Origin of the sequence: Neorhizobium sp. DAR64860/K0K1 (genome assembly GCF_050500205.1) — a bacterium.
Taxonomy (GTDB): domain Bacteria; phylum Pseudomonadota; class Alphaproteobacteria; order Rhizobiales; family Rhizobiaceae; genus Neorhizobium; species Neorhizobium soli.
Genome location: NZ_CP191459.1, coordinates 2,564,059 through 2,578,314, shown reverse-complemented (window position 1 = coordinate 2,578,314; position 14,256 = coordinate 2,564,059). Strand labels below are relative to the sequence as shown.

Genomic DNA, 14,256 nt, shown 5'->3' with positions numbered 1-14,256 from the left:
CCATGAACACGAGGCTGACCCTTGCTGATCATGAGACTGCGGATCGCCCTGGCGGCAAGAAGGGCGATCTGCGCTATGCGGTCGCCTTCGGCGGCGGCGGCGCCCGCGGCATTTCCCATATCCACGTCATCGAAGCGCTGGACGAACTCGGCATCCGGCCGGTAGCAATTTCCGGCTCTTCGATCGGCGCGATCATGGGTGCCGCCATGGCATCGGGCATGTCGGGCCGCGAGATCCGCGACTATACCGTCGAGACCGTCGGCAACCGCGGCTCGCTGGTGAACCGGCTCTGGGGTCTCGGCCCGTCGACGATGCGGGATGCACTCGGCGGATTTCGCTTCGGTCACTTCAATCTGGAGCCGATCCTCGAGGCCTTCCTGCCGAGCCAGATCCCCCAGGATTTCGCCGATCTCGTCATACCCTTGAAGATCTCCGCCACCGATTATTATGGCCAGGCGGAGGTGATCCTCGAGACGGGCAATCTGCGCAAGGCGATCGCGGCCTCTGCCGCCATTCCCGGCCTGTTCATGCCGGTCAGGGTCAACAACCGCATCATGATCGATGGCGGCGTCTTCAATCCCGTCCCTTACGAGCAGTTGATGGATCTCGCCGACGTGGTGATCGGCATCGATGTGGTCGGCGCGCCGGAAGGCGATGGCCTGCATCCGCCCAACCGCTTCGACAGCCTGTTCGGCGCAAGCCAGCTCACCATGCAGGCCAGCATCGCCCTCAAGCTGAAACTCAATCCGCCGCACATCTTCCTGCGTCCCAGCGTCAATCGCTTCGGCGTAATGGATTTCTTTAAGGCGCGCGACATCCTCGAAGCCTCAGAAGGCACAAGAGAAGAGCTGAAGCGGGCGATCGAGGCTCTGGAAAGGGCTGCCTGATCACCACTTGCCGATCGAAACACCGGAAGCCTTTTCCTCCGGGCTTTTGCCGGTGCGTTTCGGCTTGATCAGCGGCTCGGGGCGAACGGGACTGTTGAAGAGCATCTCGCGGCCGGCGCCCAAACCCTGCACGGCCTGAACCTGCAGCCGTTCCTCGTCGCGACGGCGGATATCGTCGCCGATCTCGGAGGCGGCAGCCTCGCTCATGCCGAGCGCTTCCAGCGTCCGTCGCCCGAACAGCAGCCCGGACTCCAGCGTTTCGCGCAACTCGTATTCGACGTTCTTTTCGCGAAGCGCCAGCGAATGAACCCGGTCGTAGGACCGCACGAACAGGCGCACATCGGGAAATTCCGACGCAATCAGGTCGACGATCCGGTCCGTCGTTTCCCGTTTCTGCGTCGCGACCACAACGATCTTCGTCTTCTCGATACCGGACGCGATCAGAACGTCCTTGCGCGCACCATCGCCGAAATAGATCCGGAAGCCGAAATTGGCCGCCTGCCGGATACGCTCCGGACTGTCATCGATGACAGTCACGGAACTGCCGCCGGCAAGCAGGATCTGCGCGGCGATCTGGCCGAAACGGGAAAAGCCGATCATCAGCACATCGGCTCCGGCGCCTTCGAAATCCTCCTCCAGATGTTCGCGCGTCTCGCTCTTCTGCAGGCGCCTAGCAAGCGCCGAGCCGAGCGGCGTCAGCGCCATCGACAGCGTCACGCCGGCAATCAGAAGCGAAGCGGTGGCGGAAGAGAGGAGGCCGGCCGCGGTCGCGGTGGTAAACAGCACGAAGCCGAATTCGCCACCCTGCGGCAACAGGAACGCGATCTTCAGGGCGTCATTGGGCGGCGAACCCCACAGGCGCGAGAGAGCGTAGACCACGGCCGCCTTCACACCCATGAACACGGCAACGGCCGGGATCAGGAAGGCGAGGTTTTCGAAGATCACCTGGACTTCGAGCGAAAGCCCGACAGCGACGAAGAACAGCGCCAGAAGCAGGCCGCGGAAGGGCTCGATATCCGCTTCCAGCTCGTGCCGATAGGAGGATTCCGCCAGCATCACGCCGGAGAGAAAAGCACCCATAGCCATCGACAAGCCGACGGCCTGCATCGCAGCTGCCGAACCAAGTACGACGAGAAGGGCTGCGGCAATCATCACCTCGCGGGCACCGCTGCTGGCAATGATCTGGAACATCGGTGTCAGCAGGTACTTGCCGGCAATCACCATGGCGCCCACGGCAGCGACAGCGATTGCAAAGTCCAGCATCGGGGTGGCGGCAGCCTCGCTGGTGCCGGGTGCCAGGATTGTGATCAACGCCAGAAGCGGCACAATTGCGAGATCCTGGAACAAGAGAACGGAGAAGGAGCGCTGGCCGTAGCGGCTGTTCATCTCACCTGTGTCATTGAGGATCTGCAGCGCAAAGGCGGTGGACGACAGGGCAAGCCCGAAGCCGATCATCAGGCTGCCGCGCCAGTCCGCCATTTCCGACAGGTAGGCGAACCCGCTCAGGATGCCACCCGATATCGCCACCTGCGCCGGCCCAAGCCCGAACACATCGGCCCGCATCTGCCACAGACGCGAGGGTTTCAGCTCCAGCCCGATGACGAAGAGCAGGAACACGACGCCGAATTCCGCGACATGCAGCACCTCCTGCGTATCGGTCACCTGTTGCAGCACCGGACCGATCAGGATGCCGGCCGCGAGATATCCAAGCACGGTGCCAAGACCGAGCCTGCGAAACAGCGGGGCGGCGATCACCGCACCGGCAAGCAGCATCAACATTTCGGTAAAGTGGGAGCCGTTTGCAGTCATGGGGCACTTTCGGGTCGGGAATGCGGAAGGTCAACCGGGGAATCGGAGCGCTGCCCTTGATGCTTTGGTCGGTGCACAATAAATGGTGTGCAAACGAAAGGCTTGCAAACATGACCTCGCAAATCGATTCCGCCTCCCTTCTGGCGCGTGCCGGCGAACTGATCGATCTGGCCAAGGCGGCGGGCGCCGACAAGGCGGATGCGGTGGTCGTCCGCTCCCGCTCCAGTTCCGTCAGCGTCCGGCTCGGAAAGGTGGAGGGAACCGAATCCTCGGAAAGCGACGATTTCTCGCTCCGTGTCTTCGTCGGCAACAAGGTTGCGAGCGTTTCCGCCAATCCGGGTTTCGATCTGAAGGTCCTGGCCGAACGCGCCGTCGCCATGGCCAAGGTCTCGCCAGAGGATCCCTTCGCCTGCCTGGCGGATGAAAAGGACCTGGCCAGGGATTACCCGGATCTCGACCTGTTCGACCCGACCGAAGTCTCCGCCGATACGATGCGGGACGTGGCGCTCGAGATGGAACAGGCAGCGCTCGATGTCGCAGGCGTCACCAATTCGTCGGGATCCGGCGCCTCTGCCGGCATGGGCGGAATGGTTCTCGTTACTTCGCACGGATTTTCCGGCGCCTATATGGCCAGCCGCTTCGGCCGCTCCGTCAGCGTCATCGCCGGCGAGGGCACGAAGATGGAGCGCGACTACGATTTCGACAGCCGTCTGTTTGCAGCCGATCTCGACGATCCGAAGCTGATCGGCCGGCGGGCCGGCGAGCGGGTGGTCAAGCGCATCAATCCGCGCCAGGTCGATACCGGCAGCAATGTCACCGTCGTCTTCGATCCGCGCATTGCGCGCGGCTTTGTCAGCCACATCGCCGGCGCCATCAATGGCGGATCGGTTGCCCGCAAGACATCGTTCCTGCGCGACAAGATGGGCCAGCAGGTGCTGAAGTCAGGTCTCAACATCACCGACGATCCTTTGATCGTGCGCGGGTCTTCCTCGCGCCCCTTCGATGGCGAGGGTGTGAAGGGCGAGCGTCTCGTGATGATCGAGGACGGCGTGCTGAACCATTGGTTCCTCTCTACCTCGACCGGCCGCGAGATCGGGTTCCCGACCAATGGCCGCGGCGTGCGCGGCGGCACGTCCGTCACCCCGGCCTCCACGAACCTCGCGCTGGAACCGGGCAACATTTCGCCCAAAGACCTGATCCGCCAGATCGGCACCGGTTTCTACATCACCGAACTGATCGGCCAGGGCGTCAACATGATCACCGGCGAGTATTCGCGCGGCGCGACCGGCTTCTGGATCGAGAATGGCGAGCTTGCCTATCCGGTCTCCGAAGTCACGATCGCCTCCAATCTGAAGGACATGTTCATGCGGATGACGCCGGCAAACGATATCGACCGCAAGTTCGGCACAGCCTCACCGACGATCGCCATCGAAGGCATGACCCTGGCAGGACGCTGACCGATGGATGGTGCGGAGGGTCAGTGGCTTGAGGATCTGGACCTGATCCGGGATGCCGCCCGTCAGGCCGGCGAGATCGCGCATGGCTATTTCGGCCAGTCGCCGGAAGTCTGGTGGAAAAACGAGGGCTCGTCTCCCGTCAGTGCCGCAGATTTTGCGGCAAACGACATTCTCCAGAGCCTGCTTCTGACCGCCCGTCCCAATTACGGCTGGCTCTCGGAAGAAACGGATGACGACGACGCCAGGCTTTCGCTCGATACGCTGTTCGTGGTGGATCCGATCGATGGAACACGCGCCTTCATCAATGGCGAAAAGACCTGGTGCGTCTCGGTCGCCGTCGTCCATCACGGCCGACCCGTGGCGGGTGTTCTGGTCGCGCCGGCGCTCGGCGAGGAGTTCTTTGCCGTCAAGGGCGGTCGCGCGATCCGCAACGGTGCGCCGATCTCTGTTACCAAGGATGATCATGATAAGCTTGTGATCGCTGCCGATGAAAACCTTGTGAAGAAATTTGATCTGCCGTTCCGCAGCCATGTCGAACGCCATCGGCATATCCCGTCGCTCGCCTACCGGCTGGCGATGGTCGCGGACGGACGCCTCGATGGCACCGTCGTCAAGCGCAACTCGCATGACTGGGATCTCGCCGCCGCCGACCTTATCCTGGAATGCGCAGGCGGCCGGTTGACCGACCTTGCGGGAAGCCCGCTCACCTACAACCGGCGGCAGGTCCGCCACGAGATGCTGGTGGCTGGCGCAGAGCATGCACTGGAACGGCTATTGCCGCAGATCCAGCGATTTCCGGCCGCTTGACCTTTGTGGCGTAATGCCGCAGATGAGGATCGGGCGGAGAGGATAAACGGGACAGGATGGACATGACCGCGACGACTGACAAGAAACAGCTTCTGCATCTGGTTTTCGGTGGCGAACTTTCGAGCCTCGAAGAGGTTCAGTTCAAGGATCTTGCGGCGCTGGATATCGTCGGCATCTATCCCGATTATGCAACGGCCCTGACGGCCTGGCGCAGCAAGGCACAGCAGACGGTCGACAACGCCCAGATGCGCTATTTCATCGTTCACATGCATCGCCTGCTCGAGCCGGGCCCCAAGTAACGCTGAAGCAAGCCTGATCTGCCAGGTTTCGAAATGCCAAGGTCTGGAACATAGGGTCCGGGACCCCTTTTTGACGCATTTGTGCATGACAGAAATTCGGCGACTGATACGATATCAGAAGGACGACCGGGATTGATGACGGCCATCATGCAGTGGGGGCAAAAGCGATGAGCGGCAGTATGGCTCGCATGGCCCTGGCGGGATACCGCCTGGCCGGCATCGCGCTTTATCCCTTTGCCGGGCCGTACCTCACGTACCGATCGATGAAGGGCAAGGAAGATTCCTCGCGCCGTCTCGAAAGGCTCGGCTATGCCAGCCTCCCGCGCCCGCGCGGACCGCTGGTCTGGGTTCATGCCGCAAGCGTCGGCGAAACCATGTCGATCATGCCGCTGATCCGCGAGCTTCGTCGTCGCGAGATCCATGTCCTGCTGACGACAGGGACCGTTACATCCGCAGCACTGGTCGATGCCAGGCTCGGCGATGAAGTCATTCATCAGTATGTGCCGTTCGATCTGAAATTCTCCATCAAGCGCTTTGTCTCCTACTGGAAGCCGGATGCCTGCATTACGGCCGAGTCCGAAATCTGGCCGACGACGGTTGCCGAACTGGCACGCCGCCGGATCCCGCAGATCCGCGTCAATGCCCGGCTGTCGGATCGCTCGTTCACGCGCTGGCACAATCACAATACCATCGCCGAAGCGCTGTTCGAAAAGCTGGCGCTCGTGGTGGCCCAGTCCGATCTCGATGCCGAGCGTTTCCGTGATCTCGGCGCTTGGCCGGTCATCGTGTCGGGCAACCTCAAGACCGACACCGACCCGCCGCCATGCGACGAGGAGCTTCTGGCCCGGTACAAGGCCGAAATCGGCGAGCGCAAGACCTGGGCTGCGATCTCCACGTTCGATGGCGAGGAAAAGGCCGCCGCCACCGTGCATCGGGCGCTGAAGCCGAAAAGCAACCTGTTGACCATCCTCGTGCCCCGTCATCCGGATCGCGCCGATGCGATCGAGGAGATGCTGAAGGCGGAAGGTCTCACCGTCGCCCGCCGCTCGCGCAACGACACGATCACGCCGGAAACCGATGTTTTCCTCGGCGATTCCATCGGCGAAATGGGCCTCTATCTGCGGCTGACCGAAATCTCCTTTGTCGGCAAGTCGTTGACCAACGAGGGCGGCCAGAACCCGCTGGAGCCGGCCATGCTCGGATCTGCCGTTCTGTCCGGCCCGAACATCGACAATTTCCGCGATGCCTACCAGCATCTGGTCAAGAAGGGCGGCGCCCGGATGGTCCGCGATGTCGAGATGCTGGCAAAGGCCGTGCATTACCTGATGATCAACGACCCTGCCCGCCGCAAGATGGTCGAAGCCGGCCATGACGCGATGGACGAGATGCGCGGCGCGCTGGCAAAGACCGTCAAGGCGCTCGAACCTTACGTCAATCCGCTCACCGTCAGCGCCAGACTTCAGCCGAAGACAGCCGCCGCCGGTGCTGCACGCTGATGGCCGGGGAGACAGGCGACGTGGTGGATATGGACTTCTCGCATATCGCCGGCATCCTGTTCGACAAGGACGGCACGCTTTTGCACTATGATGCGAGCTGGGGTCCGGTGAACCGCGAAGCGGCCCGCATTGCGTCGGGCGGCGACGCCGATCTCGAAACGCGCCTCCTGCAAGCCGGCGGCATGGATCCCGTCTCCGGCCACACCCGTGCAGACAGCCTGCTTGCGGCCGGCAATGCCGCCGAGATCGCCGCAGGTTTCGTGTCCGCAGGCGCCCCCATGGATGTGGCAGATCTCACCCGTCAGCTCGATGCACTCTTCGTGCGCTCGGCCGAATATTCCGTTCCGGTCACCGATCTCGCCGCCTTCTTCGGCGCGCTGAAGGCACGCGGCCTGAAGCTCGGCATCGCCTCCAGCGACAATGAGGAAGCCATCCGCCAGACGGCGATCCGTTTCGGCTTTATCGATCATGTCGATTTCATCTGCGGCTATGACAGCGGTTTTGGTGTGAAGCCCAAACCCGGCATGTTTCTGAAATTCTGCGAGGTCGTCGGTCTCGACCCCGCGCAGGTGGCGATGGTCGGCGACAACAATCACGATATGCACATGGGCGAGGCGGCAGGCGCCGGCATCAAGGTCGCGGTTTTGACCGGGACCGGTTCGCGCCAGACGCTGTCGACTGCCGCCGATCTCTGCCTCGACGATATCTCCGCCTTTGCCGCCCTCCTGCCGGTCTCGGCACCGGCTGCGGCGGGCTGAGCGGTGGTTTCCGAAGCGCCGCCATTCTGGTGGACGAAGGCCGACTGGCGCGTCTGGGCGCTGTCGCCGGTTTCGTTCGTCTATGGTGCCGTCTCCGGCCGCCGCATGGCGAAGTCGAAGCGGGCGCAGGCGCCGCTGCCGGTCATCTGCGTCGGAAACTTCACCGTCGGCGGTGCCGGCAAGACACCGACGGCGATCACGCTTGCCCGCGCTGCCAAGGAGAAAGGCCTCACGCCCGGTTTCCTCACCCGCGGCTATGGTGGATCGCTCGACGTCACGACAATGGTCGATCGCTCCAAACACAGGGCCGAAGCCGTCGGTGACGAAGCGTTGCTTCTCGAGCGCGAAGCGATGACCGTCATTTCCCGCCGCCGCGTGGACGGTGCGAGAATGCTGGCGCAAAACGGCGCCGATCTCATCATCATGGATGACGGGTTCCAGAGCGCCCGTCTCTCGATCGATTTCGCGCTTGTCGTGATCGATTCCGTTCGCGGCATTGGCAATGGCCATCTCGTGCCGGGCGGTCCCGTGCGGGCACCGCTGGCCGAGCAGATGCGCCAGGCCTCAGCCATCCTCAAGGTCGGCACCGGCGACGCGGCCGACAGGATCGTGCGTCAGGCATCGCGCGCCGGCAAGCAGGTCCACGTCGCGACACTCGATCCAAGCCCCGGCCAGTCGCTGGCGGGCACAAATCTTCTCGCCTTTACCGGGATTGCCGATCCGGAAAAATTTTACCGCACGGTCAACAGCGTCGGCGGGTTGATTTCAGAGCGCCGGTCGTTCCCGGACCATCATTTCTTCACGGCGGATGAAATCGAAAGCCTGCTGGAGGATGCCGACAGGAACGGTCTCCATCTCGTGACGACGGCCAAGGACGCGGTGCGTCTCGTCGGTCATCACGGTCCGGCCGAAAAACTGCTCAACCGGGTACAGGTGGTGGACGTGGAGATGATCTTCGACAATCCGAAGGCGCCCGGCCAGATCATCGACGCAGCACTCGCCCGTTTTCGCGAACGTCGATTGAAGAACGGCGTTAAACCCTGATCAGGGCGCAAGCGCGCGTCGGTTGATTGTGCTTAAGCCCGGCTCTGGTTCGGCAGCAGGCCGGCACGCTTGTCGGCTTCCAGCGAGGACGCGCAATCGGCATAGGCTTCCTGCCGCGCTACGCTCCAGTATTTCAGCTCGTCGACGGGGATTTGAGCACCCGTCATCGCGCAGATCACGTATGAACCGCTGCTGACGATCTGGTAGTCGCCATCCAGGTACCGGATTTTCGCTTCGCGGAAGCTGCCGCCTTCGAACCGGTTCATCTGTCTGCGTCTCCTGCGAAAAAACATCGGATTGCTCGCGCCTTTGGCCGTCATTCCCTACACCGCGTGTGGCGCGCCTTCAAGTCCGCCCGAACAGGCGTTCGATGTCGGAGAGCTTGAGTTCGATAAAGGTCGGCCGGCCATGGTTGCAGGTGCCGGAACCCGGCGTCGCTTCCATCTGGCGCAAAAGCGCATTCATCTCGTCGGGCCGAAGCCGGCGCCCTGAGCGCACCGAGCCATGGCAGGCCATGGTGGCCGCGACATATTCCAGCTTGCCGCGCAGGGCACCGGCCGTGCCCCATTCAGCCACTTCGTCGGCGAGATCGCGGATCAGCGAGGATGCATCAACTTCGCCCAGCATGGCGGGCGTCTCGCGCACCGCAACCGCGCCTGGACCGAACCGCTCGACCGCCAGCCCCAGCCGGTCGAGTTCCTCCGCATGCAGCATCAGCCGGTCGCACTCCTCTTCCGGCAGATCGACGATCTCCGGAATGAGCAGAACCTGCGACGCCAGCCGCTCGTCGTTCAAAGCCTGGCGCAGTGCCTCGTAGACCAGCCTTTCATGGGCCGCATGCTGGTCGACGATGACAAGGCCGTTTTCCGTCTGGGCGACGATATAGTTCTCGTGCACCTGCGCCCGCGCCGCACCCAGCCGGTGGCGCTGCCTGTCTTCCGAGACGTGCACCGTTTCCGATATAGAATCGTCCGTGCGGGCCGCCGGCATGGTTAGACCGTCGAAATCCTGCTGCGCCCGTTCCCCGAACCCGAACGGTGCCTGCAGCGGCCGCGACGGCGATGCCGCCGGGCTCCAGGGCGCTGGCGTCGGTGGCCGATAGGCGGGGCCGGATGAAAACCCCGGCCTGAACGCCTGCATCATGCCGGATGCGCCGGTCGTGTTCGCCCGGTCGCCCTCGCGGTGCAACGCCTCGCGGATAGCGCCGACAATCAGCCCGCGTACCAGCCCCGGATCGCGAAACCTCACATCGGCCTTGGCCGGGTGAACGTTGACATCCACCAGCGCCGGATCGAGCGTGATGGACAGAACCGCCACCGGATAGCGACCGGACGGCATCCGCTCCGCATAGGCGCCGCGGATGGCCGACAGGATGAGCTTGTCCTGCACCGGCCGTCCGTTGACGAAGGCGTATTGATGTCCCGAATTGCCCCGGTGGAATGTCGGCAGCCCGACAAAGCCTGTGAGGCCCACATCCTCGCGCATCGCGTCGATCTCGATCGCATTGTCGCGAAACTCGGCCCCGAGAACCTGCGCCATGCGCGCCAGATGGTCCTCGCCGGTCGCCGGCAGGTCCAGCGTGGTGCGGTCGGAGCCCGACAGCACGAAACGCACATGCGGAAAAGCGATCGCCATGCGCTTGACGATCTCGGTGATCGCGCCGGCTTCCGCCCGTTCGGTCTTGAGGAATTTCAGGCGTGCCGGCGTTGCAAAGAAGATGTCGCGAACTTCCACCACCGTGCCGGGATTGGCCGGTGCCGGCCGCGCCGCGGTCGTCTTGCCGCCGGTGACCGACACCTGCGAGCCGCTGTCGCTACCTTGGCGCCGGCTGGTGATCGTGAGTTTCGCGACCGACCCGATCGACGGCAATGCCTCGCCGCGAAAGCCGAGCGTTCTGATATCGTCGAGCGTCGTCGCGATCTTCGAGGTGCAGTGGCGGCGGATCGCGAGGTCGAGATCGGCGGGCTCCATGCCCGATCCATTGTCTGTGACGCGCAAAAGAGACTTGCCGCCGCCCGCCGTGGCGATCTCGATGCGCGTCGCACCCGCATCGATGGCGTTTTCGACCAGTTCTTTGACAGCGCTTGCGGGTCGCTCGATGACCTCGCCGGCAGCGATCTGGTTGATGAGCGTTTCGGAAAGCTGCTTGATGAACATGGCGCTATTTTCAAGGATTTCCGGCGGGAAGGAAAGGCTGCCGGATGGTTTGTCCCCTGCAAGCCCTGCAGCAAGCCTATCTTAATTCGGCCTTAACCGAAAACCGATATTCAATCTGAGTTGAACAGGATGAACCCGGGAGAGCGCCAGCTCTCCGCAGAGGAACCGATGTATGGGCCGGCTGGGCACCCGTACACGAGGATCGGCCCTTTGTTCGAGGACTTGAAGCCAGCATGTGTCTTACCCGACTTGATTAATTGAGACGGATTGCACCGCATGGTGCCGGCGATTGGCCGAGTCTGTGAACACACAGGGGGTTTTGTCACATGAATGATTTGGCGTCGGCGGACGCGGACATTCAGACTGCGATGATGGAAGTGATTTCCGAGGCGATCTCGGGTGGGCACTCAGGAGGCCTTGTCGTCTACGACAAGAACGACCTGTTGATCTTTGCCGGTCAACAATTGACCATCCTTCTCGGCATTCCTGACAGCGTCCTTGCACCCGGTACACGGCTGCGCGATCTCCTTGGTGCCATCTATGACGGCGGCGGACGGTTCATGTCCGAGACCGGCGGCACAAAACGATTGCTCAGCCGCGACGACTGGATTTCCGACAATATTGCCGCGCTCTGGAAGGAGCGGCACGAGGCGCTGATGCGCCGTGGTGCCGATCGCTGGATCAGTCTTGCCAAACGGCGCCTGCCGTCAGGCTACGGCGTCTGCATCCTCCGGGACGTTTCCGAACAGCGCAAGCGCGAAGAGCAGTGGCGCGCCGACATGGAGCGTGTGCAGTTGACCGAGGATATCCTCGACAACCTGCCGTTCCCGGTCATGGTCAAGGACACCAATCTCGCCTTCGTCGCCGTCAACAAGGCTGCCTGCCGGTTTCATGATCTCCCGGCCGAAGCGCTGCTCGGCTGCACGGGGACCGACATCCATGCTCCGGCCTTGGCCCAGCGGCTCGACGGTATCAACCGCCGGGTGGTGGAAGACGGCGAGGAGATCCAGCTGCCGGAGCGTCTGACGCGTCCGGATGGCTCGCAGATGGTGATCGTCGCCAACAAGTACCGGATCGGCAAACCCGGCCGGTACTATCTCGTCACCGCCATGCAGGACATTTCCCGGATGGTAGAGGTGGAAGAGGACGGGCGTGGCTTTATCCGCTTGTTCGACGACCCCAATCTGTTTTCCGCCAAGCTGCATCGCAAGAGCAAGATGCGGGACGCTTTGCAGGGCGCCGATCCCGATATCGCCGGAAGCCAGATCCTGATCGTTTCAAGCGACCCGCTTTTCACCGGAACCGCGAAGGCGATCCTTGCGGATTTTCAGGTCGAGGCATCCTCGGTCGTTGATGAACACGAACTGGCGCTTTGCCTCGAACTCGTGTCCAACGCCGCGGTCAGGGTCGATCTCATCGTCGCGGATCGCGATCTGGCGTCCGCCTGCCGCGCCATCGGCTCAAATTACGACAAACAGGTCGTGGCCTTCGATGCTGCGGCTCTCGAAGAGCATCTCGTTCCGACCCTCAGCCGCGAACTGACCAAGTTGCGTGGACCTGTCGAACAGGACGAAGAAGACAACTGGCAGATCCTGCCCGATGACCCTCAGCCCTGCGTCGATATCCTTGTTGCTGAAGATAACGAGGTGAACCAGATCGTGTTCTCGCAAATCCTCGAAAGCCTCGGGTACCGCTATGCGATTGCGGTCGATGGAGAAGAGGTGGTCAGGATGTGGCACGAGCTTCGTCCTTCGCTGGTGCTGATGGATGTCACTCTGCCGACCCTGAACGGCTTCGAGGCAGCGCGGGCGATCCGCACGCTCGAGGAAGAAGGGCAAGCGTCGACACCGATCGTCGGCGTCCTCGCCCAGGCATTCGACCGCGACCGCGAGGAATGCTTTGCATCGGGAATGGACGACGTGATCCTGAAGCCTATCAGTCCCGATGTGCTGGAAACCCTGTTCGCGAAGTTTCTCGTCGTTGCCGGTTCGCAGCAGATGCTGTCTTGAGCATGGATCGGAAGCGCGGGTGGCTTTCCCGAAACGCTACGGTTCCGCTATGAAATGTTAAGCTTTGTCCCGCATCGTCGCCTATCAAATGTGGTGCAAGCGGATAAACTTATGACGTTGGCGGAAAACCCGTTGCCGCAGCTCCGTCAGCATGAGCTGCAGGCCAAGGCTTATAGCGACCCGCTTACGGGTCTTGGAAACCGACACCGTATGCGCGACAAGGTTCACCTTCTCGCCGCAGAGCGTGCAGCCGATCCCGCCCCGTTTACTGTTTGCATTGCCAATCTCGATGGTTTCAAGCCGATCAACGACCTGTTCGGCATGGAAGCGGGCGACGAGATCCTCTGCCAGGTGGCGCATCGCCTCAAGGCCTGCATTCCGGATGGCGCAACGGTCACTCGTCACGACGGCGACGAGTTTGCCTTCGTGCTGCCGCTCGTCTTCGAGCGCACCGGTGCCGAACGGATCGGCCAGATGATCCGGGATGTTCTTTCCGCACCCTATGATCTGGGGGATCGCAATGTGCGTCTCTCGGCGTCCTTCGGCTTTGCCATCTACCCCTTCGCCGGCGAGCATTTCGAGGAATTGCTGAAGAGCGCTGAAACCGCGCTTTACCGGTCCAAACGCCGCGGTCGCGGCCAGATCACGGTCTATTCCCAGGAAATCGCGCAGGAGATGATGCGCGCGACGCAGCTTGAACAGGCGCTGCGCCATGCGATCATCAGCGATGCCGTGGATGTCCATTTCCAGCCTATCGTGCGCCTGGACGATGGATCGGTCGTCGGGTTCGAGGCACTCGCGAGATGGAACGACAAGGATCTCGGTTTCGTATCGCCCGCCGTCTTCGTGCCGCTTGCCGAAGAGCGCGGTTTCATCGATGCGCTGTCGGAAACCCTGCTGCGCAAGGCAGCCGAGGCAGCGCTGTCCTGGCCGCGGGATCTGTTTCTGTCCTTCAATCTGTCCTCTGCCCAGCTGATGGACCCGACGACCACGGAAAGCATCCTTTCGACGCTCGCCCGCGTCGGGCTCGATCCGCATCGGCTGGAATTCGAGATCACCGAAACCGCCGTGATGACCTCGGCCGATACGGCAGAGCGCATCATCACGGATCTTCGCAAGGCAGGCGCGCGCATCTCGCTCGATGATTTCGGCACCGGTCAGTCCAGTCTCGGACGTCTGCGCGACTTCACCTTCGACAAGGTCAAGATCGATCGCGCCTTCGTCTCCCGCATCACCTCGGACCGTGCCTCTGGACACATCGTCAGGGCGATCATCGCCATGTGCGACGGTCTGGAACTGGAAGTGGTCGCCGAGGGCATCGAGCAGCCGGAAGAAGCGGAAATGCTGCGATCGCTGGGCTGTGCCATGGGGCAGGGCTATTACCACGGCAGACCCGCCGATACGGCCTCGACGCTGCGGTATCTGAGCACCCATCACCGCGACTTCATGACCCCCGAACGGGACTGATCTTCCGCCTCCACCACCGTTGAGGAGAGGGCGCGGAGTGGACAGTCCGCGCCGCGTCTGATGCTC

Annotated in this window: 12 protein-coding genes; 9 read left to right on the top strand and 3 right to left on the bottom strand. The window is 62.5% G+C overall.

All coding sequences use genetic code 11. The features are described from left to right. Nucleotides 1–2: 2 nt before the first annotated feature. Nucleotides 3–887, top strand: coding sequence for a patatin-like phospholipase family protein (locus ACQY1J_RS17190; protein WP_430250406.1), 885 nt, complete (start codon nucleotides 3–5; stop codon nucleotides 885–887). Here ACQY1J_RS17190 and ACQY1J_RS17185 read toward each other — a convergent pair whose 3' ends face one another. Further along, nucleotides 888–2,696: a monovalent cation:proton antiporter-2 (CPA2) family protein gene (locus tag ACQY1J_RS17185; RefSeq protein ID WP_062453704.1), complete on the bottom strand. Its 1,809-nt coding sequence runs from the start codon at nucleotides 2,694–2,696 to the stop codon at nucleotides 888–890. It abuts the gene before it with no gap. A 110-nt stretch (nucleotides 2,697–2,806) separates the two neighbouring features. Between ACQY1J_RS17185 and ACQY1J_RS17180 the strand changes: the two genes are divergently transcribed. The 6 genes from ACQY1J_RS17180 (at nucleotide 2,807) to lpxK (ending at nucleotide 8,557) form a co-directional block, all read left to right on the top strand. Beyond that, complete coding sequence (locus ACQY1J_RS17180) at nucleotides 2,807–4,153, top strand: TldD/PmbA family protein (protein ID WP_430250405.1); 1,347 nt, start codon at nucleotides 2,807–2,809, stop codon at nucleotides 4,151–4,153. A gap of 3 nt (nucleotides 4,154–4,156) precedes the next feature. Beyond that, nucleotides 4,157–4,960, top strand: coding sequence for a 3'(2'),5'-bisphosphate nucleotidase CysQ (locus tag ACQY1J_RS17175; protein ID WP_430250404.1), 804 nt, complete (start codon nucleotides 4,157–4,159; stop codon nucleotides 4,958–4,960). A gap of 62 nt (nucleotides 4,961–5,022) precedes the next feature. Continuing rightward, on the top strand, nucleotides 5,023–5,259 hold the full coding sequence (locus ACQY1J_RS17170) for a DUF4170 domain-containing protein (RefSeq protein ID WP_062454846.1): 237 nt from the start codon (nucleotides 5,023–5,025) through the stop codon (nucleotides 5,257–5,259). A 167-nt stretch (nucleotides 5,260–5,426) separates the two neighbouring features. Beyond that, nucleotides 5,427–6,755: a lipid IV(A) 3-deoxy-D-manno-octulosonic acid transferase gene (waaA, locus tag ACQY1J_RS17165; protein ID WP_430250403.1), complete on the top strand. Its 1,329-nt coding sequence runs from the start codon at nucleotides 5,427–5,429 to the stop codon at nucleotides 6,753–6,755. Then, nucleotides 6,755–7,513 (top strand): HAD family hydrolase, encoded by a 759-nt coding sequence (locus ACQY1J_RS17160; protein WP_244508782.1) that lies wholly within the window; start codon nucleotides 6,755–6,757, stop codon nucleotides 7,511–7,513. Before waaA ends, ACQY1J_RS17160 begins: the two co-directional genes overlap by 1 nt. Before the next feature lie 3 nt (nucleotides 7,514–7,516). Continuing rightward, on the top strand, nucleotides 7,517–8,557 hold the full coding sequence (lpxK, locus tag ACQY1J_RS17155; RefSeq protein ID WP_430250402.1) for a tetraacyldisaccharide 4'-kinase: 1,041 nt from the start codon (nucleotides 7,517–7,519) through the stop codon (nucleotides 8,555–8,557). Nucleotides 8,558–8,589: 32 nt separating this feature from the next. Here the strand turns inward: lpxK and ACQY1J_RS17150 are convergent, their stop codons facing one another. Both ACQY1J_RS17150 and mutL read right to left on the bottom strand, forming a co-directional pair. Beyond that, nucleotides 8,590–8,823 (bottom strand): DUF2093 domain-containing protein, encoded by a 234-nt coding sequence (locus ACQY1J_RS17150; protein WP_062579337.1) that lies wholly within the window; start codon nucleotides 8,821–8,823, stop codon nucleotides 8,590–8,592. A 79-nt stretch (nucleotides 8,824–8,902) separates the two neighbouring features. Further along, the gene (gene mutL, locus ACQY1J_RS17145) at nucleotides 8,903–10,714 is read right to left on the bottom strand and encodes a DNA mismatch repair endonuclease MutL (protein ID WP_430250401.1); all 1,812 of its coding nucleotides are present in this window, start codon (nucleotides 10,712–10,714) and stop codon (nucleotides 8,903–8,905) included. 326 nt (nucleotides 10,715–11,040) lie between these two features. Here mutL and ACQY1J_RS17140 point away from each other — a divergent pair, with 326 nt between their 5' ends. Together ACQY1J_RS17140 and ACQY1J_RS17135 are read left to right on the top strand one after the other, a co-directional pair. Then, nucleotides 11,041–12,723, top strand: a complete 1,683-nt coding sequence (locus tag ACQY1J_RS17140) for a response regulator (protein ID WP_192076496.1) — start codon at nucleotides 11,041–11,043, stop codon at nucleotides 12,721–12,723. 111 nt (nucleotides 12,724–12,834) lie between these two features. Beyond that, the gene (locus ACQY1J_RS17135; protein ID WP_062579341.1) at nucleotides 12,835–14,190 is read left to right on the top strand and encodes a putative bifunctional diguanylate cyclase/phosphodiesterase; all 1,356 of its coding nucleotides are present in this window, start codon (nucleotides 12,835–12,837) and stop codon (nucleotides 14,188–14,190) included. Nucleotides 14,191–14,256: the final 66 nt, after the last annotated feature.

Excerpts from the sequence above, each read along its gene's own strand:
- ACQY1J_RS17190 (WP_430250406.1), top strand. The coding sequence starts at position 3 with ATGAACACGAGGCTGACCCTTGCTGATCATGAGACTGCGGATCGCCCT.
- ACQY1J_RS17185 (WP_062453704.1), bottom strand. The coding sequence starts at position 2,696 with ATGACTGCAAACGGCTCCCACTTTACCGAAATGTTGATGCTGCTTGCC.
- ACQY1J_RS17180 (WP_430250405.1), top strand. The coding sequence starts at position 2,807 with ATGACCTCGCAAATCGATTCCGCCTCCCTTCTGGCGCGTGCCGGCGAA.
- ACQY1J_RS17175 (WP_430250404.1), top strand. The coding sequence starts at position 4,157 with ATGGATGGTGCGGAGGGTCAGTGGCTTGAGGATCTGGACCTGATCCGG.
- ACQY1J_RS17170 (WP_062454846.1), top strand. The coding sequence starts at position 5,023 with ATGACCGCGACGACTGACAAGAAACAGCTTCTGCATCTGGTTTTCGGT.
- waaA (WP_430250403.1), top strand. The coding sequence starts at position 5,427 with ATGAGCGGCAGTATGGCTCGCATGGCCCTGGCGGGATACCGCCTGGCC.
- ACQY1J_RS17160 (WP_244508782.1), top strand. The coding sequence starts at position 6,755 with ATGGCCGGGGAGACAGGCGACGTGGTGGATATGGACTTCTCGCATATC.
- ACQY1J_RS17150 (WP_062579337.1), bottom strand. The coding sequence starts at position 8,823 with ATGAACCGGTTCGAAGGCGGCAGCTTCCGCGAAGCGAAAATCCGGTAC.
- mutL (WP_430250401.1), bottom strand. The coding sequence starts at position 10,714 with ATGTTCATCAAGCAGCTTTCCGAAACGCTCATCAACCAGATCGCTGCC.
- ACQY1J_RS17140 (WP_192076496.1), top strand. The coding sequence starts at position 11,041 with ATGAATGATTTGGCGTCGGCGGACGCGGACATTCAGACTGCGATGATG.
- ACQY1J_RS17135 (WP_062579341.1), top strand. The coding sequence starts at position 12,835 with ATGACGTTGGCGGAAAACCCGTTGCCGCAGCTCCGTCAGCATGAGCTG.